The sequence below is a fragment of the Burkholderia sp. BCC1972 genome (assembly GCF_905339605.1).
GTDB lineage: Bacteria > Pseudomonadota > Gammaproteobacteria > Burkholderiales > Burkholderiaceae > Burkholderia.
Genome location: NZ_CAJPGH010000001.1, coordinates 229,925 through 251,703 on the forward strand (window position 1 = coordinate 229,925; position 21,779 = coordinate 251,703).

The following is a 21,779-nucleotide window of genomic DNA, read 5'->3' on the forward strand; positions in this document are numbered from 1 at the left end:
ACGAGTACGACACGCATTCGGCGCACGCACGGCTGCCGGCGCGACGGCAGCCCGGCGCCTCAACCGGAGCAAGCCCATGACCGAACGCCAGCCCCCCGACACGACGCCGCCGCAACCGGAGTCCGGCGCGCACGACGCGCTCGAACACCTGCTGGGCAGCCTGCATCGACACGGCTTCCTGCGCTTCGCGAACGAGGTCGTCAGCGCGAACGCACGGCTGGCCGACACGTTCGTCGACGCGCTCGACAAGCCCGGCATGCAGAGCGGCATGCAGAATCTCGCGATGCTCGTGACGGCGCTGTCGCGCATTCCGCCGGAACAGTTCGGTCGCGCCGCGTTCGCGGCGGCCGACGCGCTGCATCACGTGGGCGCCTGGCAGCCGGGGCAGCACGCGCATGTCGCGCCCGGCGTGCGCGGCGTCTATCGGCTGCTGCACGACGAGGCGCTGTGGGATGCGTTGACGCCGCTGCTCGAAGGGTTGAAGGTTTTCGCGCAGGGCCTCGCGCGCGATCCGCAGTCGCCGGTCGCCGGGCTCAACGAGACGACGAAAGACGCGTGAGCGGGTCCGGTTGCAGATCGTACGCCGCCCACAGGCCGGCAAACTGACGGATGATGCGCTGCGTCGGCGCGCTTGCCGGCCAGTGCGGCACCGCGTCGATGCCGACCCAGCGGCACAGCGCGATTTCGCGGCCCGGGCACGCGTGCGCGCCGCACGGCAGGCTCGCGACGAAGACATGATGGCGTTTCACGCTGCCGTCCACGTAGAAGAAATACGCGAGTTCGAGATCGGCGAGCCCTGTTTCCTCGCGAAGTTCGCGATGCGCGGCGTCGAGCGCCGATTCGCCGCGCCGGATCACGCCGCCCGGCAGCGTCCAGCGCGACGATCGTCCGCGCGCGACCAGCAGCACGCGCTGGTTGCGATGGCAGACGATCGTCGCGCGTTCCTTCGCGAGCGGCGCGAGCGGCACTGCGCGAACGGGGAAATCGGGCGGGTCGGGTAGCGTCATGCAGTGCAGGCGGCGGGCAATTGAAAGATCCATGCGCCTGTGACGCAACGTGCGTTCCTGCGTCGTCGCCGCGCGGGCTGCCCTGTGAACGTGTCCCGCGAGCTTGGTGACCGTCGTCCGCGATTTTTCAACGGCTTGTCATTTCTGCCGCCGGCCGTCGCGCCCGCTTCGGGCGGGCGGCTCGGTGCGGGGCGCGGCGATCACGCGTCGCCGTGTTCGCCGCCTGGCGCGCGAGGCGGCGGCGCCCCGTTTTCCGTCCCGGCCGGCTTGCCTTCGGCGGGGTCGTGCGCGCTGCGCGGTGGCGGCGTGGCCGTGCCGCGGCGCTTGCCTTCGGGGCCGGGCGTGCTGTCGCCGCGATCTTCGCCGCGTGTGTCGGTGTCGAGTGAGGTCGAGCGTGTCATGGTTCGCGAGTCCTGTCGGGGCGGTCGACGGGCACCCGTCGCGCATCGGGCGTGCCGCGGTGGGACGAAGCCGTTGCCGGGCTCGCTGTTTGCTTGATCGCGCGCTTGAGGTCGGCGCGGGCAATGACGCCTGCGCCCGCCGCCTGGAGCCCCGTTTCATGCCCGATGCGATCTTGTGCCCGTTACCCGTTCGTGAGCGATTCGGCCTCGTGCTGCGGCGCGCGTTGACGCCCGGACGATGCGGCGCCGGTGCGCCGGACGCGTTCGTGCCGGCGATGGCCGGTGTCTTGCTGTCGACGCCGCTGCGCGTGCCGTGGCCGACGTTCGAGCGCTGGCCGGCCGCCGTCGCCCGTGCAGGCGACGGCCAGTCCGGCGGCGGCTCGGGCGACGCGCCGGGCCGCAACGGCGAGCGCCCGACCGATGCGCCGGGCGGCGGTGGCGGCGACGACCATCCGCACGACGATCGCGGCGGCCGCACCGGCGGCGACGGGAATGGCAGCGACGGCGACGGCGAACGCAAGCGGCGCAGCAAGAAGCCGCTGATCATCCTGGGCGCGGTGGTGTTCGTGCTGCTCATCGGCGGGCTCGTCTGGTGGTTCGCGACGCGCAACCAGGAAAGCACCGACGATGCGTACACCGACGGCAACGCGATTGCAGTCGCGCCGCACGTGTCCGGCTACGTGACGCGGCTGGCCGTCGACGACAACACGTTCGTACGACGCGGGGACGTGCTCGTCGAGATCGATCCGCGCGACTATCGCGCGCAGGTCGATGCGGCGCGTGCACAACTCGGTCTCGCGCAGGCACAGCTCGACGCATCGCGCGTGCAGCTCGACATCGCGCATGTGCAGTATCCGGCCCAGTATCGGCAAGCGCGTGCCCAGATCGAATCGGCGGAAGCTGCGTATCGGCAGGCGCTCGCCGCGCAAGAGCGGCAGCGCGCGGTCGATGCGCGGGCGACGTCGCAACAGGCGATCGACGCGGCCGACGCACAGCGCGCGAGCGCCGACGCGAACGTCGCGATGGCCCAGGCGCAGGCGCGCACCGCGAGCCTCGTGCCGCAGCAGATCCGGCAGGCCGAGACGACGGTCGAGGAACGCCGCCAGCAGGTGCTGCAGGCGCGAGCACAGCTCGATACGGCCGAGCTGAACCTGTCGTACTGCGAGATGCGCGCGCCGTCCGACGGCTGGGTCACGCGGCGCAACGTGCAACTGGGCTCGTTCCTGCAACCCGACACGTCGATCTTCTCGATCGTCACGCCGCGCGTGTGGATCACCGCGAATTTCAAGGAATCGCAGCTCGAACGGATGCGCATCGGCGATCGCGTCGATGTGTCGGTCGACGCGTATCCCGATCTCGATCTGCACGGCCACGTCGACAGTCTCCAGCTCGGCAGCGGCTCGCGCTTCTCGGCGTTTCCGACCGAGAACGCGACCGGCAATTTCGTGAAGATCGTGCAGCGCGTGCCGGTGAAGATCGTGCTCGACGGCCCGCTGCCGACCCGTCCGCCGCTCGGTCTCGGCCTGTCGGTCGTGCCGACCGTCCATCTGAAATGACCGGCCGCCGTGCCGCGGCCGGTTTCGACCGGAGCGATCCGATGCCCGATACCCGCATGCCGTTCCCGCCTGACGAGGCCCGCCGATGAACCGGCCGCCCGACCGCAGCGGTGCGTCCGATGGCGCGTGGCGTCCCGCCGCGAACCCGTGGCTCGTCGCGATCGTCGTCACGCTCGCCGCGTTCATGGAAATACTCGACACGACGATCGTCAACGTCGCGCTGCCGCACATCGCCGGCACGATGTCGGCGAGCTACGACGAGGCGACCTGGACGCTCACGTCGTACCTTGTCGCGAACGGCATCGTGCTGCCGATCTCGGGGTTCCTCGGGCGCCTGCTCGGCCGCAAGCGCTACTTCCTGCTGTGCATCGCCGCGTTCACCGCGTGCTCGTTCCTGTGCGGCGTCGCGACCAACCTCGGCGAACTGATCGTGTTCCGCGTGCTGCAGGGGCTGTTCGGCGGCGGGCTGCAGCCGAACCAGCAGTCGATCATCCTCGACACGTTCCCGCCCGAGCAGCGCAATCGCGCATTCTCGATCTCGGCGATCGCGATCGTCGTTGCTCCCGTGCTCGGACCGACGCTCGGCGGCTGGATCACCGACCATTTCTCGTGGCGCTGGGTGTTCCTGCTCAACGTGCCGATCGGCGCGCTGACCGTACTCGCGGTGATGCAGCTCGTCGAGGATCCGCCGTGGCGGCGCGGTGCCGAACGCGGGATCTCGATCGACTACGTCGGCATCGGGCTGATCGCGATCGGGCTCGGCTGCCTGCAGGTGATGCTCGATCGCGGCGAGGACGAGGACTGGTTCGGCTCCACCTTCATCCGGGTGTTCGCGGTGCTGTCGGCGCTCGGCCTCGTCGGCGCGACGCTGTGGCTGCTGCGCACGAAAAAGCCGGTGGTCGACCTGTCGTGCCTGCGCGACCGCAACTTCGCGCTCGGCTGCGTGACGATCGCGACGTTCGCGGCCGTGCTGTACGGCAGCGCGGTGATCGTGCCGCAGCTCGCGCAGCAGCATCTCGGCTACACGGCGACGCTCGCGGGGCTCGTGCTGTCGCCCGGCGCGCTGCTGATCACGATGGAAATTCCGCTCGTGAGCCGGCTGATGCCGCACGTGCAGACGCGTTATCTGGTCGGGTTCGGCTTCGTGCTGCTGTGCGTTTCGCTGATCTATTCGCGCACGCTGGTGCCGGACATCGACTACACGCACCTGATGATGATCCGCTGCGCGCAATCGCTCGCGATCGGCTTCATGTTCGTGCCGATCACGACGCTCGCGTACCTGACCGTGCCGCAGCGGCTCAACGACGACGCCTCGGCGCTGTTCACGATGTTCCGCAACGTCGCGGGCTCGATCGGCATCTCGGTGTCGACCGCATTGATCCGCGAACGCACGCAGGCGCGCATGGCCCATCTGTCCACGCACATGTCGACGCTGTCGCAGAACTTCCGGGACGCGCTGCAGCAGAACGCGCGTGCGATCGGCGAATTGACGGGCGCGCCGCTGTCGGCTGCGCTGCAGACGGCGAACGGGCGGCTGTACCAGACATTCATCGAGCAGGCGACGATCCTCGCGTATATCGACGTGTTTGCGATCCTCGCGGTGTTCTGCGCGTTCAGTATTCCACTGACGTTCCTCTTCTCGCCGGCAAAGGCCGCGCGCGGCGCGGGAGGGCATTGACGATGACGATGCATCGACGCGGCCGTCGCCGACATTCGCTACGAGCACGCGGGATCGCCGCGATGCTCGCCGCCTGCGCGGTGCTCGCAGGCTGTACCGTCGGGCCGGATTTCAAGCCGCCGCAGGCTGAGGCGCCGGCCAACTGGCGTGACTTGCAGGCCGCGGACGCGGCATCGCCGGCATCGGGCGCATCGGCGGCATCAGCGGCGTCGGCTCCCGGTGCGCGTGCGCCGTCGTCGCCGGTGACGAGTGCCGATCCCGATCCGCGCTGGTGGCACGCGTTCGGCGATCCGCTGCTCGATCGGCTCGTCGAGCGTGCCGCGCGCGACAACCTCGATGTGCAGGCCGCCGTGCTGCGTATCGCTCAGGCACGCGCGCAGGTTCGCGCGGCCGCCGCGCAGGGCTTGCCCGACGTGCGCGCGAGCGCGAGCTACCAGCGCGAGCAGCTCGGCGTGAAGGGCATCGTCGAGGAACAGGGTATCGACCAGCGTGTCGACCGGCTCGGCGCACCGGGCTCGCCGCTCGACCGGTTCGGGCCGGGCACCGGCGCGAGCGTGCGGCAAGGCGCGCGCGGCGCGCTCGATGCCCTCGAAGCGCCGGTCAACCTGTGGCAGGCCGGGTTCGACGCATCGTGGGAACTCGACCTGTTCGGGCGCGTGCGCCGCTCGGTCGAATCGGCCGGCGCGCAGGCGAGTGCGGCGGTCGCGAGCCGCGACGACGCGCTGCTGTCGCTCGAAGCCGAGGTCGCGCAGACCTATCTGCAACTGCGTGGCGCGCAGGCGCAACGCGCACTGGCCGACGACCTGCAGCGCGCGCAGCGCGAACTGCTCGACCTGACGCGCGAACAGGCCGCGCACGGGCTCGCGAGCGACCTCGACGTACGGGCGGCCGAGGCACGGCTCGCGCAGATCCGCGCGCAACTGCCGCAGTTCGACCAGCAGATCGTACTGCTGCGCAACGGTCTGGCGTATCTGGTCGGCGGCGCGCCGGGCGCGCTCGACGACTGGCTCGCCGCGCCGGCCGCGTTACCGGGCGTGCCGCCGACCGTGCCCGTCGGCCTGCCGTCGACGCTCGCGCGCCGGCGCCCCGACATCCGCCGGGCCGAGGCCGACCTGCATGCGGCCACGGCCGACGTCGGCGTCGCGGTCGCGCAGTTCTATCCGGACGTCTCGCTGACGGGGCAGGTCGGCCTGCGCGCGTCGCACGTGCGGGAGCTTGCGCACTGGTCGCACCTGTTCTATGCGTTCGGGCCGGCCGTGTCGCTGCCGATCTTTTCCGGCGGCGCGCTCGTGTCGAACCTGCGGCTGTCGCAGGCGCGTCAGGCGGAAGCGGCTTTGGCGTACCGGCAGGCCGTGCTCGTCGCGCTGCGCGACGTCGACAATGCGCTGGTCGTGTATCGCACCGACCAGGCGCGCGCGACGGCGCTCGACGATGCAGTGAAGGCCGAGCAGGGCGCGCTGGACCTCGCGCGCGATCGCTACCGGAAGGGGTTGTCGCCTTTCCTCGACGTACTGGATGCCGAACGACAGTGGTCACAAGGGCGGCAACAGGCCGAGCAGGGGGCGCTGCAGACGACGACCGATCTCGTCGCGCTCTACAAGGCGCTGGGCGGGGGATGGCAGGCCGGACGCTGATTCGTCACACGCGCCGCGTCATTCCCACGCGTGCTTGCTGAACTGATAGCCCTTGGAGCGGATCGTCTTGATCCGTTTGGGCTCGGCCGCGTCGTCGCACAGCTTGCGGCGCAGCTTCGAGATGCGGCCGTCGATCGAGCGATCGAGGCCGTCGAATGCGATGCCGCGCAGCAGCAACGTCAGCTCCGCGCGGCTGACCACTTCGCCCGCGCGGCACGCCAGCGCCCACAGCAGGTCGAATTCGGTCGACGTCAGGCGCGGTACGCTGCCGTCGGGAAGATGGACGCGGCGATCCGTGCGGTCGATCGAGAACTTGCCGAAGGTGAACCGCTGCGGCGATTCCGGCACGCAGTCGGCCGGCTGCGTCCGCACCCGCCGCAACTGCGCCTTGATCCGTGCGAGCAGGATGCGCGGCTCGACCGGCTTGCGGAGAAAGTCGTCGGCGCCGAGTTCCAGGCCGAGCAATTCGTCGAACGGCTCGTCGCGGGCCGTCAGCATGATGACGACGCCGTCGTATTGCGTGCGTGCCGTGCGGCAGATCTCGAAGCCGTCCCTGCCCGGCAGGTTGATGTCGAGCAGCACCACGTCGGGGCGGCTCGCGACGATCGTGGCGGCGGCGCCGGTGCCGTCGAACAGCGTGTCCACCTGGCAATGATGCTTGCGCAGATAGTCGGCGATCAGCGCGGACAGTGGGGCGTCGTCTTCGACGAGCAGGATTCGGATGGGCATCGCTGAACGAGGGGGTAAAACGGGAAAGTGGCGAGCGGTCAGGTCCAGTCCGAATGCGTGGCAGCCGACGCGACGTGCATGGTACTGCGCAACATTCCGCCGGAATGTGACGAAAGCTGATTCGTTCGGTGAGCGTATCGATGTGGAAAGTGCCGCTGCCTGGCGGAGCGATGAATGGCTGGCGGGGCGGGGGCGTGCGTTCGGCCGAAACGGCTCGGCGCGATAGCCGGCGCGGGCCGGCGAGGATGCGCGATCGGGCATCCTTCAGACGAAAACGTTTGCGAAAATCCGTCGTCCGGAACGCCGTCCGCATCGGCGGAACCAAGGCCAGGCAAGGTTACTCGACATATCATTACAAAATATTACCAATATCGCCGGATATCCGTCCCTACAATTGCAGCACCTGCCACGTACTGCATGATCCATGGCGATTCGTCGGGTTCGCGGTCGTGATGCGCGCCGGCGTCGGCCGGGCAGGCAAACGAACCGCGTGCCATCGACGGGGGTGAAATGACGCCGTTGCAAGTCGTCCAGCATCTCGCTGTGCTCACGAACGCGATCGAAGTCGCGGTGGTGCGGGCCGACTGGGACGAGGCCGTTCAGGCCGCCGATGCGCGTTTGAGGTTTGTGGTTGCGCTCGCAACCGAATCACCGGACGAGGTGCGGGCGGCGCTCAGGCGCATGCAGGAGATCGATGTCCGGATTTCCACGGTCGCACGCGACAAGTTGCAGGTGCACATAGCCGAGAGCCGGATTGCGTTGCACGAAACCCGCGCGGCGACGAACGCGTTGAAGGCCAGGCAGCAGCTGCTCGGGGTGGGCGCTGCAGCACCGCGCCGTGCTTTCCGCACGGGCGCCCGATCCGATTCCCGCCCTGCAACACGAAGCTGATATTCGCTTCCCTTTGGAATGGCATGAGATTCAGAAAACGCACCAGTTATGTCGATGCGACACGGTGGTTCGCCGAGGGCGATCATGACCGGGTGGAGAGCCGTCACGGCATCTGGGCCGTCGCGACGCCCGAAGGCTGGCGCTCGGTGAAGCCGGGCGACTGGATCCTGCTCGATGAATGCGGAAACTGCTGGCCGATGGACAACAGCCTCTTCAAGCATTTCTACGAACCGGTAGCGGAGTGACCGGGCCACCGGATCGACGCGGCGCCTGCGCCTATCGGCTTTTGCGCGAGAACAGCAACGAATCGGCGTCGTTGAAACGGATGCGTTCCGGTTCGCCGTAGCCGGCTTTCTCCGCCACGCGGATCGACGCGACATTCGTCGGCGCGATCAGGCACACGCTGCGCTCGAAGCGCTGCTGCCCATCGAGCCACGCCAGTGCGGCCGCGAGTGCCTCGGTCGCGTAGCCCTTGCCGCGCGCCCAGGTCGCGAGCGCCCAGCCGGCTTCCGGCACGCCGCGCACCGACGGCTCGATGTTCCGGTGGAAATCCGCGAAGCCGAGATCGCCGACATAGCGCCCCGATGCCTTCTCGCGAATCGCCCAGTAGCCGTAGCCGAGCAGCGGCCACAGGCCGCGATACGCGAGCATGCGCATCCACGAATCGCGCGGCGCGGACGGTTCGCCATTGAAGATGTGTGCGACGACCTCCGGTTCGGCCCACATCGCGGCGAGCGCGTCGAAGTCGCCGAGCGGATGGCCTTCGAGGACGAGGCGGGGCGTGTCGAGAACGGGTGGGGAAGAGATGGGCGGCATCGAATTTTCCGGAACAGGGTTGAACAGAACAACCGCGCCGTCAAGGCGCCGAAATCATATCAAAACCCCTGGGCGACGATGCCGGCATTGCACTGTCGCCGTTTCGCGGCGAAGCGGACGGCATGCATACCCGCGCGCATTGCCGCCGTTGAGTCGCGTGCGGCCGTCACCGGCATTCGATCGCCTTTGCCGCCCGGCCGCTCGCAAGCGCCGCGGGCGATCTACTTCCGGCTTTTCAGGAACGTCCGCCCTTCGGCCGTGATCGATGCGCCGGAGCGTCCGTGCACGGGATGGCTGACGAATCCGGCGCTGACGAGCTCCCGCGCGATCGACCAGCCGAGCGCCGGCGCATCGCGTCCGTAGCGGACGTCGGCGAGGCGTTCGAGCGCCCAGATGGCGGAGGCGGACAGGTTGGGGGTGGTGGACATGTCGGTATCGCTCATCGCTTCCTCGGGGAGTGGAGATTCGGGGTGGGCGGCGCAACGCCGCGAGACTGGCGGCACAAGCATCAGCACGCCTGGAGCAACGGCAGCAGCGCGTGCAGCGCCGCTTCTTCGTCGGGCCCGGTGGCCAGCACCTGGGCCGACGTGCCGCCGTGTACCTGCAACGACGCGATGGCCGCGCCGTCCTTCGCGTTTCCGCTGATCCCGTTCGCGATCAGCTGGATGTCGCTTTCGAAGCGGCGCGCTGCGTCGACGATTGCGTCGCGGGCGGCGGCGCCGCGATTGCGGTTCCACGCGGGGCCGACCTGAACGTATACAACGGTTGCCACGATGCTGGAAATCCTCCGGACGGGGGCGGAATCGGTGCGCGGCGCCGGGCCGGCCACGCAGCGGGCCGCGTGAAATGCAGTGCCGGGACGTGTACCGCGTGCGCCGTCGGGCCGCGCTGTCGCGGTTTCCCGCAGGGCCGCGGCGCACGATCCGGTGCGAACATGCCGGCAACCTCGGTAAAGCTGCCTTCAAGTTCGCGGAATGTCGCGAAGTCGAGGATTATAATGCATCGGTCAGAACATGTGTATTGCATTATAATACCGTGTGCGCCGATGCCGGCCTGCCGCTCCGCCGGCCGGCGTGTCCCGGCCGCATGGCCGCCCGGGCGCGCAACCTGCTCGCCCGGCATTTTTTCGATCGACCCGACTCCTCCCGAATGGAAGCTGCAATGAACGCCGCCCCCGCCTGCCCGCAATGCGCGATGGAAAACACTTACCCGGACGGCACGCTGACCGTCTGCGCCGACTGCGGCCATGAATGGTCGGCCGGTGCCGGCACCGAAGCGGGCGACGAACCCGCGGGCGACGTCGTCAAGGACGCGAACGGCAACGTGCTGTCGGACGGCGATTCGGTCGTGCTGATCAAGGACTTGCGCGTGAAGGGTTCATCGATCACGCTGAAGATGGGCACCAAGGTGAAGAGCATCCGGCTCGTCGGCGGCGATCACGAAGTCGATTGCAAGACCGACATGGGCGGCTTCATGCTGAAGGCCTGCTACCTGAAGAAGGTCTGAGCATCCGCGTGCCCGTTCATTTCCGTCCGATTGCCCGGCCATGATCGACGATCGAGCTTCCTACGACGCGTTCGTCAAATTCCTGGCGACGCCGCTGAACGACGGCCGGCCGTTCGTGCTGGAGACGCGGCACGCGCTGTCGCTGCACTTCGATCATTTCGGCACGCAGAGCTTCATGTCGCTGCGCGATCCGGTGCGGCTCGAGCTTGGCTACACGCGCGTGATGATGGGCTTCCTGCTGCTGCAGCCCGAGCCGGCGCACATCTGCATGCTCGGGCTCGGCGGCGGCTCGCTCGCCAAGTACTGCTACCGGCACCTGCCCGGTGCGGCGATCGACGCGGTCGAAATCAATCCGGACGTGATCGCATTGCGCGATGTCTTCAGGATTCCTGCCGATGACGCGCGGTTCGCGGTGCTATGCGCCGACGCCGCGGATCATGTGAACCGGGCGGACGTCCGGACGGACGTGATCCTGCACGACGCGTTCGTCGCCGACGGCACGCCGGGCCGGTGCACGGGCGCGGCATTCCTCGACGCGTGCCGCGCGCGCCTGGGCGAAACCGGCGTGCTGGCGATCAACCTGATGGACGACGATCCGGCGCTGCCGCAACACGTCGAGCAGTTGCGGGCGGTATTCGGTGCGTCGTATGCGCTGGTACCGTGCGGTGACGACAACAACTTCGTCGCGTTCGCATGGAAGAACGACAACCGGCTGCCGTCATTGCGGATCCTGCTCGAACGCGCGCTCGCGTGCGCGCAGGCCGGCACGCTCAAGCTAGGGGCTACGGCGAGGCGCATGAAGGCAGGGGAGAGCGTCGATCCGCAGCGGCTGGTGCGGCGCGCGCAATCGCAAGGGCGCTGGGAAATCGGCGCGTAACGGGTGTGTGAGCGGTGCGTGAGCGCGGCCGCGCTTACTTCACGCGCTTGCCGAGCGTGCTCTTGGTCTTGTACGTGACGCCGTGCCGGTCGAGATATTCGCGGATCAACTGCCGCACGACTTGCGACGGCGTGAGATCCTGCTCCGCGCAGAGCATTTCGAAGGCTTCCTTCTTCGCGGGGTCGATCAGGACGGTCAGGCGGGCGGTTTTCGTTTCCATGACGAGGCGAGCGTGGTCGGTATGTTAATCAAATTATAATCCATCCGACTTCGGTGCCGCCGCCGGAATGACGGTTCTGCGCGCCGATCAGCGGCTGCTGCGGCGCAACGCGAGCAGGTCGTCGATCACGGGTACGATCGCGAGCAGCACGAGCACCGCCGCGAGCGGCACCGTCGACACGTAGCCGACATGCTTGAAGCCGATCGCGCCGGCCAGCCCGCCGACGAAGAACGACGCGAGCATCGTCGCGTGAATCCTGAGCTTCGAGCGGTTGGCGATCACCGCATGCGCGTCGACGTCGACGGCCGACCGGTTCCAGTAGAACAGCTTCCCGAGTTCGATGCCGAGGTCGGTCACGATGCCCGTCATGTGCGTCGTGCGGATCTCCGCGCCCGACAGCTTCGTGATCGTCGCGTTCTGCAACCCCATGATGAAGCACAGCAGCGTCACGGTCACCGGCACGAAGAAGGTTTCCCACAGCGCGAGATGGCTGCCGAGCAGCCCGAACAGGAGCAGCAGTGCGGCCTCCACCAGCAGCGGCAGCATGAACTGGCTCTGCAGGCCGCGGCGGCGCCCCCAGTTGACGAGGATCGCCGAGCAGCTGGCGCCGATCAGGAACGAGCCCAGCGAGCTGATGCCGGCCAGTGCCAGCCGAACGTCGCCGAGTGCCGTCTGGTCGGCGATCGCGGACACGATGCCGCTCATGTGCGACGTGTATTGCTTGACCGCGAGAAAGCCGCCGGCATTGGCCGCGCCGGCGACGAACGCCAGCGAAAACCCGAGCTGGCGATTTGCGGTCGCGCTGCGGTGTTTTCCCGTCAGGTTTCGAAAGTACTGCGCTGGCATAGGGGCTTCGCTCAATCGCCGCGGATCGCGGGCACGGACATGAAGACCGGCGCCCGGCGGCAGGGCGGGCACGCCGCCTGCGCCGAAGGCCGGGTCTGTCGATTCATGTGATGAACATGATAATGTCATTATCATACTCTGTTAGCCTCATGGGGCTGCCAGTACAATGCGAACGGTACGGCCAGCCTGCGGCTTCGCGGCCGCGCTCCCTTCGACCTACCGCGTCATGACCCCGATCAAGTTCATTCTCCGCTACACGGCGATTCCGTTCACGGCCATCGTGGCCGTGGTGCTCTGGACCGTCATACCATCGTCGAAAGAGATCGATGCGAGACAATATGCGGCGCTGTCGCGCGCGTACGCGAGTTTCCCGTTGCCGTTCCGGCACGAGATCTCGGACGCCATGGACCATGGCCGGATCAACGACCGGCGCTACCAGACGCTCGTGCGCGATTCGCTGGGCAACGGTGTCGCGCTGGACTGGCCCGCATCAGGCGTCGGCGGCGTCGCCGACGAACGGAATAAACTGGCCGAACTCATTCAGGCCGATTCGGATCTTCAAAGGCAACAGCAATGAAAACCCTGCTGGTCTCCGTGGCATTCGCGATGATCATCGCGAGCCTCATCTTCGCGCTGTATTTCATGAATCACGATCGCGGCAAGTCCAAGCGGATGGCATGGTCGCTCGCCGCCCGCGTCGGGCTGTCGGTCACGCTGTTTCTGTCGCTGCTGATCGCGTACAAGCTCGGCTGGATCGAACCGACCGGGTTGCCGATCGGTCGCTGACGCGCGCGTCGGCGCCCGGGAACGCTCATGCGAGCGCGGCGAGCGTCGGTGCCGCGTACGCAGCGGGCAGCGTCGGCAGCGCATCGAGGAGCGAGACGGTGTACGGGTGCGACGGCGCATCGAAAACCTGCCCGACGGGGCCGCTCTCGACCACGCGGCCGCGCCGCATCACGAGAATCCGGTCGGCCACGTGATGGACCACGCCGAGGTCGTGCGAGATGAACAGCATCGCGGTGCCGTGTTCGGCCTGCAGATCGGCGAGCAGATCGAGCACCTGGGCCTGGATCGACACGTCGAGCGCGCTGACCGGCTCGTCCGCGACGAGCAGCGCCGGGTTCGATGCGAACGCGCGCGCGATCGCGACGCGCTGCCGCTGGCCCCCGGACAATTCGCGCGGGTAGCGGTCGAGGCAGGCGGCGCCGAGCTGCACTTCGTCGAGCAGCTGCAGCACGCGGCGCCGGCGTGCGTCACCGTGGATACCGAGCACATCGAGGCTTTCGCCGATGATCTGGCCGACCGAGTAGCGCGGGTCGAACGAGCTGTACGGGTCTTGTGCAATCAACTGCAGCCGCGCACGGCGGGCGCGTCGTGCGGCTTCCGGTACGCCGTTCCACGGCTGGCCGTCGAGCACGACGGTGCCGCTGTCGGGCTCGACGAGCCCGAGCACGATTCGCGCGACCGTGGATTTTCCGGAGCCGGATTCGCCGACGATGCCGAGCGTCTCGCCTCGCGAAAGGGAGAACGATACGTCGTCGACCGCGGCCGGCGCGTCGCGTCCGCCATAGCGCTTCGTCAGCGCGTCGACGGCCAGTACCGGTGCGTGCGCATCGATGCGCTTCGGCGGCAGCGGTACGCGTGCGGTGGTCGCGAGCCGAAACCCGCGCGATGCGGCGGTGGGAATCGCGGCGAGCAGCTCGCGCGTGTACGGATGCGCCGGCGCACTCAGCACGTCGCGTGCCGGCCCTTGCTCGACGACCTGGCCGGCGCGCATCACGAGCACGCGGTCGGCCAGGTCCGCGACGACCGCGAGGTCGTGGCTGATCAGCAGTATCGCGTCGCCGGCGTCGCGCCGCGCACGCAGCAGCGTCAGGATCTGGCGTTGCACGGTCATGTCGAGCGCGGTGGTCGGCTCGTCGGCAATCAGCAGCGACGCGCCGCCCGCGATCGCGGTGCCGATCAGCACGCGCTGCCGCAAGCCGCCCGACAGCTGATGCGGATACTGCGGCAGCCGCCGCTCGGGGTCGTCGATGCCGACCGAGCGCAGCAGCTCGGCGCTGCGCGCCGCGACGTCGCGCCGGCGCGTGTCGTGCAACGCCTCCGCCACGAGGTCGCGCACGCGCCACAGCGGGTCGAGCGACACCAGCGCGTCCTGCAGCACGTAGCCGATCCGGCGGCCGCGTATGGCGCGCCAGTCGCGTTCCCGGTGGCCGCGCGCGTCCGCGCCGCCGATCTCGAAGCACGCAGCATCGATCACGGCACGCGGGCCGTTCAACCCGACGAGGCTGCGTGCGGTGACGGACTTGCCGGAGCCCGACTCGCCGACGAGCGCGACGCATTCGCCGGCATGCACGGCAAGGTCGAGCGGGCCGACGACGGCGCGCGTCCCCTGCGGGCCGCTAAACCCGATCGTCAGGCGCTCGATGCGGACCAGTGGCGCGGCGGCGCTCGTCGCGCGCGAAACGTTTCCACGGGTGCTCATGCGGCCTCCCGGCGCTCGAAGCGCGTCTGCCAGTAGCCGCCGAGCGCATTCACGGCGATGACGGCCGCGGTGATCGCGAGGCCCGGCCATACCGCGATCCACCACGCGTTGTACAGGTAGTTGCGGCCTTCGGCGAGCATCAACCCCCATTCCGCGGCGGGCGGCTGCGGCCCCATGCCGAGGAAGCTCAGTCCCGACGTGCCGATGATCGCGGTGCCCAGCCCGATCGTCGCGAGTACCGGCACCTGTGCAATCGCATGCGGCAACACGTGCCGCCATACCAGCACCGCCGGCGCGAGGCCGAGCGTGCGCGCATGCTCGACATGGCCCGACGCCGCGACGACGAAGGTCTGCGCACGCACCACGCGTGCGAAGCGCGGCACCGATGCGACGCCGAGCGCGAACACGAGGTTGGTCGCGCCCGGGCCGGTGAACGAGATCAGCATCAACGCGAGCAGCAGGTCGGGGAACGCGGACACGACATCGAGCAAGCGCGTGATCAGCTCGTCGAGCCAGCCGCGCGCGAGGCCGGCGAACAGCCCGAGCGCGGTGCCGAACAGCGTCGCGACGCCGATCGCCGCCGCGCTGATCGACAGCGAGTAGCGGGCGCCATGCACGACGCGCGAAAAAATGTCGCGGCCCAGCTGGTCGGTGCCGAGCCAGTGCTCGGCGCTGCTGCCAAGCTGCGCGGACAGCGGGTCGGCCGCCAGCGGATCGTAGCGTGCGAGCCAGCCGGGTGCGACGACGGCGACCGCGTTCAGCAGCAGGTAGACGGCCGCGAGCGCGAGGCCGGGGTGGCGGCGCAGCCAGCCGGCCGCGCGGGACGTCGCCGGTGCGTGCAGCGCGAGATCGACGGGAACGGACATCGGTGCCTCCGGTTCAATGCGCTGCGCGGCGGTCGCGCAGGCGGGGATCGATCAGCAGGTACAGCAGGTCGACGGCGGTACTGAGCGCGACATAGATGGCGGCCGACAGGATCGCGATCGCGAGGATCACCGGCATGTCCCGCGACAGCACCGCGTCGACCGTCACCTTGCCGAGCCCCGGACGGCCGAACACCTGCTCGGTAATCACCGCGCCGCTCAGCAAGCCGCCGACGAGCCAGCCGGCGAGCGTGACGGCCGGCAGCGCCGCGTGGCGCAGCGCATGACGCACGCGCAGTGCAAGCCCGCCGACGCCCCACGAACGCACCGTCAGCGCGTACGGCTCGTCGAGCGCCCGCTCGATGCCTTGCCGCAATACTCGGCCGATCACCGCGCCCTGTGCCAGCCCGAGCGACAGCGCGGGCAGCACGAGCGACGCGAAGCCGCGATCGCCGGCCACCGGGAACAGCTTCAGCGTGAAACTGAACACGAACAGCAGCATGATGCCGAGCCAGAACGACGGCGTCGACGCGAGCAGCAGCTCGACGCCGGACGCGACGCGCCCGGCCCAGCGGCGGCCGGCCGTCAGCACCGCGAGGCCGACGGCGAACCCGATCGTCACGACGAGCGCCGCGCCCGTCAATTTCAGGGTCGGCCACAGCTGGCCGAGCACGAGCGGCGCGACGTCGGTGTTCAGGATGTACGAGCGGCCGAACTCGCCGTGCAGCACGCGCCACAGGTAATGCAGGTACTGCAGCGCAAGCGGTTCGTCGAGTCCCCATTCCTGGCGGATGGCCGCTTCGATCTCCGGCGTGCTCAGCTGCTCGCCGATCAGGATGCCGACGATATCGCCTGGCGCGAGATGCACGGCCGCGAACGACAGCGTGACCGCGGCCCACAGCACGAGTGCGCCGGTGGCGAGCCGCGTCGCGATCGGCGAACGCAACCAGCGGCGCCATGCCACCGGCGGCGCGGCGACCGGCAGCGTGTCCGGGACGGCGAGGGGCGTGGACGGCGAACGGTTCATGGTCGAATTCTCCAGTCGGATCGGCGCGCGTCGGCCTACTTCTTCACCCACACGTCGTACGGGTTCTCGGGCATCTGCGCGAACGAGCGGAAGCGCAACCCCTGGACCGTCTTCGCGGCGGCGATCTGGTCTTCGGGCTCATACAGCGGCACCGCGTACGCCTGCTCGTTGATCGCGAAGCGCTGCAGTTCGCCGTAGAGCTTCTTGCGCTCCGCCACGTTCTGCGTGCGTGCGGCCGCCTGCAGCCAGCGCGTCAGTTCGGGGGCCGACGCGCGGCTGTAGTTCAGCGCACCGCCGCGATCGACCGGCAGGTAATGTCCTTCGATGTCGATCCCGTCCGGCGGCGTGTTCGAGTTCGCGATCGAGCCGAACTTGCCGCTCTTGCGTGCCTCGACGTACGTCCCGTCGTCGACGTACTGGATCTTCAGGTCGATGCCGAGTCGTTGCCGCGCCTGCGCTTGCAGCGCCTGCAGCAGCACGTCGCGCTGGTCGCGCACCGTCGCCTGTGCCTGGATCACCGCGATCGTCAGCCGCTCGCCGTTCTTCGTGCGGTAGCCGTCGCTGTCGCGCGTGCTCCAGCCGGCTTCGTCCAGCAACTGATTCGCGAGTTTCGGATTGTTGCCGTAGGACCGTTCGATCGTGGCGTCGTAGAACGGATCGATCGGCGACGTGATCCCCCACGCGCGCGTGCGTTCGCCGCGGTAGATCGACTGCACGATGCCGGTCGTGTCGAGGCCCTCGAGCAGCGCGCGGCGTACCTTCACGTCCTGCGTGGGGCCATAGGCGACGTTCAGGAACAGCGAGTAGGGCGTACCGGTGTTGAGTGCACGGCGGTAGGTGAAATCGGCGTTCTTGCGGATCAGTGCTGCGTCGTTGCCCGACACGCCCTCGATCACGTCGACCTGACCGGACAGCAGCGCGCCGGTGCGCACCGATGATTCGGGCAGGAACCGGTAGACGATCCGGTCCAGGTAGGCGGGCCCCTGGTGGCCGGCCGTCGGCGGTGCCCAGCGATAGTCGGGGTTCTTCGCGAACTCGATTTCCTGCCCCTTCACATAGCGGCGCAGGATGAACGGGCCGGTGCCCGCGATGTCGGTGCCGCCCGATTTCAGGCCGGGCCGGTCGAACGCGTTGGGCGACAGCAGCGGCAGCCGGCCGGCGAACGTCAGGAACGGCGCATACGGTGCGTCGAGCGTGATGACGACCGTGCGCTCGTCCGGGGTCTTGACGTCGGCGACGTGCGAGCTCAGCCGCGCGAGCTGGCTGCCGGCCGCATACGACAGTTCACGTGCGTTCAGGAAGTTGCGCGCCACGGCCTTCGCGTCGAACGGCGCGCCGTCGGTGAACTTCACGCCGTCGCGCAGCGTGAACGTATAGGTCTTGCCGTCGGCGGAGACCTTGTAGCCGGTCGCGAGCCACGGGACGTAGCTGCCGTCGGGTTTCTGCACGAGCAGGCTCTCGTACGCATTGCGCAGCAGCAACTCGACCTTGTCCTGGCCGTTCAGTTGCGGGTTCAGCGTGCGGGGCTCCGTTTCGACGCCCCAGGTCAGTGTGCCGCCCGAGACGGGCGTGCCCTGCGCGAACGCGGCGTGCGGCAACGCGAGTGCGAGCACGAGCGCGGCCGGCGCGGTGCGGCGCGACACGAAGCGGGCGGAATCCGGAAATGCGAATGTCATGCTGGGAAGCCTTTCACGATAGGGATGGCAGGAGGGTTCGGCGCGACGGGCCGTGCGTCACGCGCTTGCGCGGACGCGTGCACCGTTCCCGGCGGCCTCGACCGCCGGCGGATCGCGATAGAGATCCGGGATCAGGATCTTCCGCAACCACACGAGCGGCGTGCCGAGCGTATTCGTCGAGCGGTCGAATGCGACGTAGCCGTGGCGCTCGTAATACGGCTGCAGCCACGGATGGTTGGTCGCGGTCGCGAGATAGGTCGCGGGGGCCTTCACCTGCGCGGCCAGGAACCGCGATTCGACGTGCTCGATCAGGGCCTGACCGAGGCCTTGACGCTTGAACGCGGGTGCGACCGCGAACCAGTGCAGGAACGGATACGGCGTGCGGCCGGGTTCGCCGGATACCCACGGGAACCGCACGGTCAGTGTCGCGGCGAGCGCGGTGCGGCCGTCGTCGGTTGCCCGTTCGAGCACGAATGTCGTTTCGCGAACGATCGTCTGCGCGACGAGACCGATCGGCGAGCGGGTGATGTTGAAGTGCACGCCTTGTGCGACCAGCGGCGCGTATGCGTCCTGCAGCAACGCATAGACAGCCGGCACGTCGTCGGCGCCGGCGATGCGGATCGTATCGGTCATCGCGCCGAGCTCTCGAAGTCCGGTTGGCGGGTGACGGGGCGCGGGTTCTCGTTTCGCGCATCCGGCCGCCCGCGTGACGCCGCCGCGTCGTGGTCGTCGGCGCGCGCGCCGGCCAGCAATTGCAGAGACGCAATCCGCGGTGCGGCATCGGCGACCGGCGTGTCGACGACGAATTCGGCAATTCCGTGACGGCGGTGCAATGCGTCGAGTTCGCGCAGCACGTCGTCGCGCGTGCCGTGCACGATTCGCGTTTCGCGCGGGTCGATCCGGTGCGGGCCGCCACCGGCCTGGCGGATGTAGGCATGCGCCTGTTCGAGGCTGCCGACGTTGACGGCGGGCGTGTCGCCCACCTGCACGCGAAAGCCCTGATGCCCGCTCGCCAGTCGAGCGGCCGCGTCGCGGGTTGCCGCGACGATCACGGAGACCGCAAGCAGCGGCGTGCGGTTGCCCGACGCGCGACGGTATGCGTCGAATGCATGTTCCAGATCCGCGACGGATGCGTTGAGATGCGATGCATAGACGAACGCCCAGCCGAGCCGTGCCGCGAGCGCGGCACTCTCCGCGCTGGCGCCGAGCAGGAACGCTTGGGCGGGGACCGGCGGGTGCGGCGTCGCGTGCAGTGCGCCGGCATCCTGCCCGGCCGCATCGCCGGTCGCGGCGGCTCCCTGAAGATGACGGTTCAGCGTGTCGGCCAGATCGGCGAAGGACGCGCGCCGCGCCGGATCGTAGCCGTCCTGCAGCGCGCGCGTCGACAGCGGCAGCCCGCCCGGCGCCTTGCCGATGCCGAGATCGACGCGGCCCGGCGCGAGCGACGCGAGCAGGTTGAAGTTTTCCGCGATCTTGTACGGACTGTAGTGCTGCAGCATCACGCCGCCCGACCCGACACGGATGCGCTGCGTGTGTGCGAGCACGTGTGCGATCAGGATCTCCGGCGACGGGCACGCGAGCGCGGCCGTGTTGTGATGCTCGGCGAGCCAGTAGCGGTGATAGCCGGCGGCATCGGCGAAGCGCGCGAGCGATACGCTGCGCGCCAGCGCGTCGGCGGCGCTTTCTCCGGGCGCAACGGGGCTCTTGTCGAGCACGCTCAGGCGGAACGGCAACGCGGACAGCGCGGAATCGGAAGGGATGGCGTCGAACGTCATGATGAGGCGATCGGCGCGGGTCGAAGCGGCCTGATCAACGGGTTAGGCATGCAGAATTATTTTTCGCCGACGTTCGCGCGGTCAAACAATCAAGAAGAATATCGAAAGCCGAAAATATTCGTTCCGGCCGACCGGGGGGCTTGCGTTATGGTCGTTGGCTGCGCGCCTTGCGGCGCGTGCCTGGAGCCTGCCGGACGATCCGACGCGAGTGCGCTCGCCATCGTGATGCCGACATGCGTTGCCCGAACCGACGGAATCACGAGGATTGCAGATGAACGACCATGGCGAACGACGCACGGCGCGCACCGCACGCACGGGCGCGCCCACCGGGGCCGCGTCATGAGCCGCGCCCGCAGACGGCTGAAGACGCTCGTCGGCGCGGCAAGCGTGCTGTACGCGCCCGGCGACGCGGAGGTTGCACAGGGCGTGCGGCGTGCGGCGTCGCTCGCACGCAAGGCGGAAGCCGAGAAGATCACGGGCCTCTTTACCGCCGACCTCCTGCAGGCCGATACGGCGGGTCTCGCCGGCAGCACGGGCAGCCAGGAGCCCATCGTCGCGCTGGCGGCGCTGAGCCAGGCGACCTCGGCCATCGGGCTCGTCGCGACCGTGTCGACGACGTATCACCATCCCTACAATCTCGCGCGCCTGATCGGCACGCTCGATCACGTGAGCGGCGGCCGCGCCGCATGGAATGCGGTCACGTCGTCGGTCGGCGAAGAAAACTTCGGTGACGCGGCATTGCCCGACCCGGAGCGACGCTACGCACGCGCGGCCGAATTCGTCGAAGTCGTCAACGCGCTGTTCGACGCGAACGATCCGGATGCGGTGCGGCGCGGGCAGGGCGGCGGCATTTCGGTCGATCCGCTCAGGCTCGGCCCGATCGACTACCGTGGCGCGCATTTTCAGGTCCAGGGGCCGCTGAACGTGCCGCCCTCGCCGCAACGGCGGCCAGTGCTGTTCCAGGCAGGGCAGTCGGCGAGCGGCGTGTCGCTCGGTGCGCGATACGCCGAAGTCGTCTATACGTCGCAGCCGACGCTCGACGATGCCCGCATATTCGTCTCCGAGCTGCACCGGCAGGCTGCCGCATTCGGTCGCGGCAACCGGTTGCCGCTCGTGATGAATTCGTTTCATTCGGTGATCGGCGAATCCGATGCCGATGTCGCACGGCGGTTGCGCGACAAGCATGAACGAATCGATTACGAACAAGGCAGGCTGAAGCTCGCCGACATGCTCGGCGGCAATGTCGACCTGCGCGGCCTGCCGCTCGACCGGCCGTTGCCGGACTCGCTGTTGCCGGCGATCGACAGCGTGCATCGACGGCGCGGGCGGGTCGCGATCTTCGTCGGCTACGCACGCCAGCGGCTGACGCTGCGCGAGCTGATCGTCCGCGCGCAGGAGACCGGCCACTGGTTCGCGGCCGGCACGCCGGAGCAACTCGCCGATGCGATCGAATTGCGCTATCGCACGGGGCTCGTCGACGTGCTGTCGCTGCACGGGCTCGGCCAGCCCGACCAGGAAGACTTGCTGCTCAATGGCTTGCTGCCCGAGTTGCGGCGCCGCGATCTGCTCGACACCGACTATGTGGGCGGCGATTTCCGCGCGAACCTGGAACTGCCGGCGCTGCGGCGCGAGACGGCGACGGCATGAACGGGCGCCGGGTGAGCGATGTGCCGGGCGACGGACCGTGCGTCGGCCACGGCGAAACGAACGACAGGGAGTCGCGTGACATGAACCACGACGTACCGATACCGGCGAAACCGGAAGCTGCGGACGGGACGCGGCCGCCATTCGT

General features: G+C 68.8%; 25 protein-coding genes. 11 read left to right on the top strand and 14 right to left on the bottom strand.

What is annotated here, in order from left to right; all coding sequences use genetic code 11:
* The first annotated feature begins 76 nt into the window (after positions 1–76).
* A complete protein-coding gene (locus U5798_RS01065; protein ID WP_124452614.1) occupies positions 77–559 on the top strand; it encodes a DUF1641 domain-containing protein in 483 nt (160 codons plus the stop codon).
* Here U5798_RS01065 and U5798_RS01070 read toward each other — a convergent pair.
* Complete coding sequence (locus U5798_RS01070; protein ID WP_322081199.1) at positions 534–1,007, bottom strand: NUDIX hydrolase; 474 nt, start codon at positions 1,005–1,007, stop codon at positions 534–536. The genes U5798_RS01065 and U5798_RS01070 overlap by 26 nt on opposite strands.
* A gap of 200 nt (positions 1,008–1,207) precedes the next feature.
* Positions 1,208–1,408, bottom strand: a complete 201-nt coding sequence (locus tag U5798_RS01075) for a hypothetical protein (RefSeq protein WP_124452616.1) — start codon at positions 1,406–1,408, stop codon at positions 1,208–1,210.
* 158 nt (positions 1,409–1,566) lie between these two features.
* Between U5798_RS01075 and U5798_RS01080 the strand changes: the two genes are divergently transcribed.
* From U5798_RS01080 to U5798_RS01090, 3 genes are all read left to right on the top strand, one after another.
* Positions 1,567–2,964 (top strand): HlyD family secretion protein, encoded by a 1,398-nt coding sequence (locus U5798_RS01080; protein ID WP_322080896.1) that lies wholly within the window; start codon positions 1,567–1,569, stop codon positions 2,962–2,964.
* Between the two features lie 85 nt (positions 2,965–3,049).
* Complete coding sequence (locus U5798_RS01085) at positions 3,050–4,642, top strand: DHA2 family efflux MFS transporter permease subunit (RefSeq protein WP_322080897.1); 1,593 nt, start codon at positions 3,050–3,052, stop codon at positions 4,640–4,642.
* Positions 4,643–4,644: 2 nt separating this feature from the next.
* A complete protein-coding gene (locus U5798_RS01090) occupies positions 4,645–6,276 on the top strand; it encodes an efflux transporter outer membrane subunit (RefSeq protein ID WP_322080898.1) in 1,632 nt (543 codons plus the stop codon).
* Between the two features lie 18 nt (positions 6,277–6,294).
* On the opposite strand, the gene U5798_RS01095 is transcribed toward U5798_RS01090, so the two are convergent.
* A complete protein-coding gene (locus U5798_RS01095; protein ID WP_124452624.1) occupies positions 6,295–7,005 on the bottom strand; it encodes a response regulator in 711 nt (236 codons plus the stop codon).
* 510 nt (positions 7,006–7,515) lie between these two features.
* Between U5798_RS01095 and U5798_RS01100 the strand changes: the two genes are divergently transcribed.
* The gene (locus tag U5798_RS01100; protein ID WP_124452626.1) at positions 7,516–7,896 is read left to right on the top strand and encodes a hypothetical protein; all 381 of its coding nucleotides are present in this window, start codon (positions 7,516–7,518) and stop codon (positions 7,894–7,896) included.
* A 23-nt stretch (positions 7,897–7,919) separates the two neighbouring features.
* Positions 7,920–8,141: a hypothetical protein gene (locus tag U5798_RS01105; RefSeq protein ID WP_124452628.1), complete on the top strand. Its 222-nt coding sequence runs from the start codon at positions 7,920–7,922 to the stop codon at positions 8,139–8,141.
* A 31-nt stretch (positions 8,142–8,172) separates the two neighbouring features.
* On the opposite strand, the gene U5798_RS01110 is transcribed toward U5798_RS01105, so the two are convergent.
* The 3 genes from U5798_RS01110 to U5798_RS01120 all read right to left on the bottom strand — a co-directional run bounded on the left by U5798_RS01110 (position 8,173) and on the right by U5798_RS01120 (position 9,484).
* Positions 8,173–8,712, bottom strand: coding sequence for a GNAT family N-acetyltransferase (locus U5798_RS01110; protein WP_124452630.1), 540 nt, complete (start codon positions 8,710–8,712; stop codon positions 8,173–8,175).
* Between the two features lie 221 nt (positions 8,713–8,933).
* On the bottom strand, positions 8,934–9,155 hold the full coding sequence (locus U5798_RS01115) for a hypothetical protein (RefSeq protein WP_124452632.1): 222 nt from the start codon (positions 9,153–9,155) through the stop codon (positions 8,934–8,936).
* Between the two features lie 65 nt (positions 9,156–9,220).
* The gene (locus U5798_RS01120) at positions 9,221–9,484 is read right to left on the bottom strand and encodes an HPr family phosphocarrier protein (protein ID WP_124452634.1); all 264 of its coding nucleotides are present in this window, start codon (positions 9,482–9,484) and stop codon (positions 9,221–9,223) included.
* A gap of 389 nt (positions 9,485–9,873) precedes the next feature.
* On the opposite strand from U5798_RS01120, the gene U5798_RS01125 reads away from it, so the two are divergent.
* The gene (locus U5798_RS01125; protein WP_176049825.1) at positions 9,874–10,218 is read left to right on the top strand and encodes a zinc ribbon domain-containing protein YjdM; all 345 of its coding nucleotides are present in this window, start codon (positions 9,874–9,876) and stop codon (positions 10,216–10,218) included.
* 40 nt (positions 10,219–10,258) lie between these two features.
* Positions 10,259–11,095: a spermidine synthase gene (locus tag U5798_RS01130; RefSeq protein ID WP_322080899.1), complete on the top strand. Its 837-nt coding sequence runs from the start codon at positions 10,259–10,261 to the stop codon at positions 11,093–11,095.
* Positions 11,096–11,129: 34 nt separating this feature from the next.
* Here U5798_RS01130 and U5798_RS01135 read toward each other — a convergent pair whose 3' ends face one another.
* Together U5798_RS01135 and U5798_RS01140 are read right to left on the bottom strand one after the other, a co-directional pair.
* A complete protein-coding gene (locus tag U5798_RS01135) occupies positions 11,130–11,315 on the bottom strand; it encodes a ribbon-helix-helix protein, CopG family (RefSeq protein WP_124452638.1) in 186 nt (61 codons plus the stop codon).
* Positions 11,316–11,402: 87 nt separating this feature from the next.
* A complete protein-coding gene (locus U5798_RS01140; protein ID WP_124452640.1) occupies positions 11,403–12,161 on the bottom strand; it encodes a YoaK family protein in 759 nt (252 codons plus the stop codon).
* Positions 12,162–12,387: 226 nt separating this feature from the next.
* Between U5798_RS01140 and U5798_RS01145 the strand changes: the two genes are divergently transcribed.
* Together U5798_RS01145 and U5798_RS01150 are read left to right on the top strand one after the other, a co-directional pair.
* Complete coding sequence (locus U5798_RS01145) at positions 12,388–12,738, top strand: hypothetical protein (protein WP_124452642.1); 351 nt, start codon at positions 12,388–12,390, stop codon at positions 12,736–12,738.
* Positions 12,735–12,947 (top strand): twin transmembrane helix small protein, encoded by a 213-nt coding sequence (locus tag U5798_RS01150; RefSeq protein WP_006489184.1) that lies wholly within the window; start codon positions 12,735–12,737, stop codon positions 12,945–12,947. Before U5798_RS01145 ends, U5798_RS01150 begins: the two co-directional genes overlap by 4 nt.
* Before the next feature lie 25 nt (positions 12,948–12,972).
* Here the strand turns inward: U5798_RS01150 and U5798_RS01155 are convergent, their stop codons facing one another.
* The 6 genes from U5798_RS01155 to U5798_RS01180 are packed head-to-tail and all read right to left on the bottom strand — an operon-like array spanning position 12,973 to position 19,987.
* Entirely contained in the window at positions 12,973–14,646 is a 1,674-nt protein-coding gene (locus U5798_RS01155; RefSeq protein ID WP_322080900.1) for an ABC transporter ATP-binding protein, read from the bottom strand.
* Entirely contained in the window at positions 14,643–15,512 is an 870-nt protein-coding gene (locus U5798_RS01160; protein ID WP_322080901.1) for an ABC transporter permease, read from the bottom strand. Before U5798_RS01160 ends, U5798_RS01155 begins: the two co-directional genes overlap by 4 nt.
* A 13-nt stretch (positions 15,513–15,525) precedes the next feature.
* The gene (locus tag U5798_RS01165; RefSeq protein WP_322080902.1) at positions 15,526–16,536 is read right to left on the bottom strand and encodes an ABC transporter permease; all 1,011 of its coding nucleotides are present in this window, start codon (positions 16,534–16,536) and stop codon (positions 15,526–15,528) included.
* A gap of 35 nt (positions 16,537–16,571) precedes the next feature.
* Complete coding sequence (locus U5798_RS01170; RefSeq protein WP_322080903.1) at positions 16,572–18,212, bottom strand: ABC transporter substrate-binding protein; 1,641 nt, start codon at positions 18,210–18,212, stop codon at positions 16,572–16,574.
* Between the two features lie 57 nt (positions 18,213–18,269).
* On the bottom strand, positions 18,270–18,845 hold the full coding sequence (locus U5798_RS01175) for a GNAT family N-acetyltransferase (protein WP_124452651.1): 576 nt from the start codon (positions 18,843–18,845) through the stop codon (positions 18,270–18,272).
* Positions 18,842–19,987, bottom strand: a complete 1,146-nt coding sequence (locus U5798_RS01180; protein ID WP_322080904.1) for an MsnO8 family LLM class oxidoreductase — start codon at positions 19,985–19,987, stop codon at positions 18,842–18,844. The genes U5798_RS01175 and U5798_RS01180 overlap by 4 nt, the downstream gene beginning before the upstream one ends.
* 339 nt (positions 19,988–20,326) lie before the next feature.
* Between U5798_RS01180 and U5798_RS01185 the strand changes: the two genes are divergently transcribed.
* On the top strand, positions 20,327–21,634 hold the full coding sequence (locus tag U5798_RS01185; RefSeq protein WP_322080905.1) for an NtaA/DmoA family FMN-dependent monooxygenase: 1,308 nt from the start codon (positions 20,327–20,329) through the stop codon (positions 21,632–21,634).
* The last annotated feature ends 145 nt before the right edge of the window (positions 21,635–21,779 follow it).

Bases quoted from the DNA above. Each gene is read 5' to 3' on its own strand.
- U5798_RS01065 (WP_124452614.1), top strand. From the start codon at position 77: ATGACCGAACGCCAGCCCCCCGACACGACGCCGCCGCAACCGGAGTCC.
- U5798_RS01070 (WP_322081199.1), bottom strand. From the start codon at position 1,007: ATGACGCTACCCGACCCGCCCGATTTCCCCGTTCGCGCAGTGCCGCTC.
- U5798_RS01075 (WP_124452616.1), bottom strand. From the start codon at position 1,408: ATGACACGCTCGACCTCACTCGACACCGACACACGCGGCGAAGATCGC.
- U5798_RS01080 (WP_322080896.1), top strand. From the start codon at position 1,567: ATGCCCGATGCGATCTTGTGCCCGTTACCCGTTCGTGAGCGATTCGGC.
- U5798_RS01085 (WP_322080897.1), top strand. From the start codon at position 3,050: ATGAACCGGCCGCCCGACCGCAGCGGTGCGTCCGATGGCGCGTGGCGT.
- U5798_RS01090 (WP_322080898.1), top strand. From the start codon at position 4,645: ATGACGATGCATCGACGCGGCCGTCGCCGACATTCGCTACGAGCACGC.
- U5798_RS01095 (WP_124452624.1), bottom strand. From the start codon at position 7,005: ATGCCCATCCGAATCCTGCTCGTCGAAGACGACGCCCCACTGTCCGCG.
- U5798_RS01100 (WP_124452626.1), top strand. From the start codon at position 7,516: ATGACGCCGTTGCAAGTCGTCCAGCATCTCGCTGTGCTCACGAACGCG.
- U5798_RS01105 (WP_124452628.1), top strand. From the start codon at position 7,920: ATGAGATTCAGAAAACGCACCAGTTATGTCGATGCGACACGGTGGTTC.
- U5798_RS01110 (WP_124452630.1), bottom strand. From the start codon at position 8,712: ATGCCGCCCATCTCTTCCCCACCCGTTCTCGACACGCCCCGCCTCGTC.
- U5798_RS01115 (WP_124452632.1), bottom strand. From the start codon at position 9,155: ATGAGCGATACCGACATGTCCACCACCCCCAACCTGTCCGCCTCCGCC.
- U5798_RS01125 (WP_176049825.1), top strand. From the start codon at position 9,874: ATGAACGCCGCCCCCGCCTGCCCGCAATGCGCGATGGAAAACACTTAC.
- U5798_RS01130 (WP_322080899.1), top strand. From the start codon at position 10,259: ATGATCGACGATCGAGCTTCCTACGACGCGTTCGTCAAATTCCTGGCG.
- U5798_RS01135 (WP_124452638.1), bottom strand. From the start codon at position 11,315: ATGGAAACGAAAACCGCCCGCCTGACCGTCCTGATCGACCCCGCGAAG.
- U5798_RS01140 (WP_124452640.1), bottom strand. From the start codon at position 12,161: ATGCCAGCGCAGTACTTTCGAAACCTGACGGGAAAACACCGCAGCGCG.
- U5798_RS01145 (WP_124452642.1), top strand. From the start codon at position 12,388: ATGACCCCGATCAAGTTCATTCTCCGCTACACGGCGATTCCGTTCACG.
- U5798_RS01150 (WP_006489184.1), top strand. From the start codon at position 12,735: ATGAAAACCCTGCTGGTCTCCGTGGCATTCGCGATGATCATCGCGAGC.
- U5798_RS01155 (WP_322080900.1), bottom strand. From the start codon at position 14,646: ATGAGCACCCGTGGAAACGTTTCGCGCGCGACGAGCGCCGCCGCGCCA.
- U5798_RS01160 (WP_322080901.1), bottom strand. From the start codon at position 15,512: ATGTCCGTTCCCGTCGATCTCGCGCTGCACGCACCGGCGACGTCCCGC.
- U5798_RS01165 (WP_322080902.1), bottom strand. From the start codon at position 16,536: ATGAACCGTTCGCCGTCCACGCCCCTCGCCGTCCCGGACACGCTGCCG.
- U5798_RS01170 (WP_322080903.1), bottom strand. From the start codon at position 18,212: ATGACATTCGCATTTCCGGATTCCGCCCGCTTCGTGTCGCGCCGCACC.
- U5798_RS01175 (WP_124452651.1), bottom strand. From the start codon at position 18,845: ATGACCGATACGATCCGCATCGCCGGCGCCGACGACGTGCCGGCTGTC.
- U5798_RS01180 (WP_322080904.1), bottom strand. From the start codon at position 19,987: ATGACGTTCGACGCCATCCCTTCCGATTCCGCGCTGTCCGCGTTGCCG.
- U5798_RS01185 (WP_322080905.1), top strand. From the start codon at position 20,327: ATGAGCCGCGCCCGCAGACGGCTGAAGACGCTCGTCGGCGCGGCAAGC.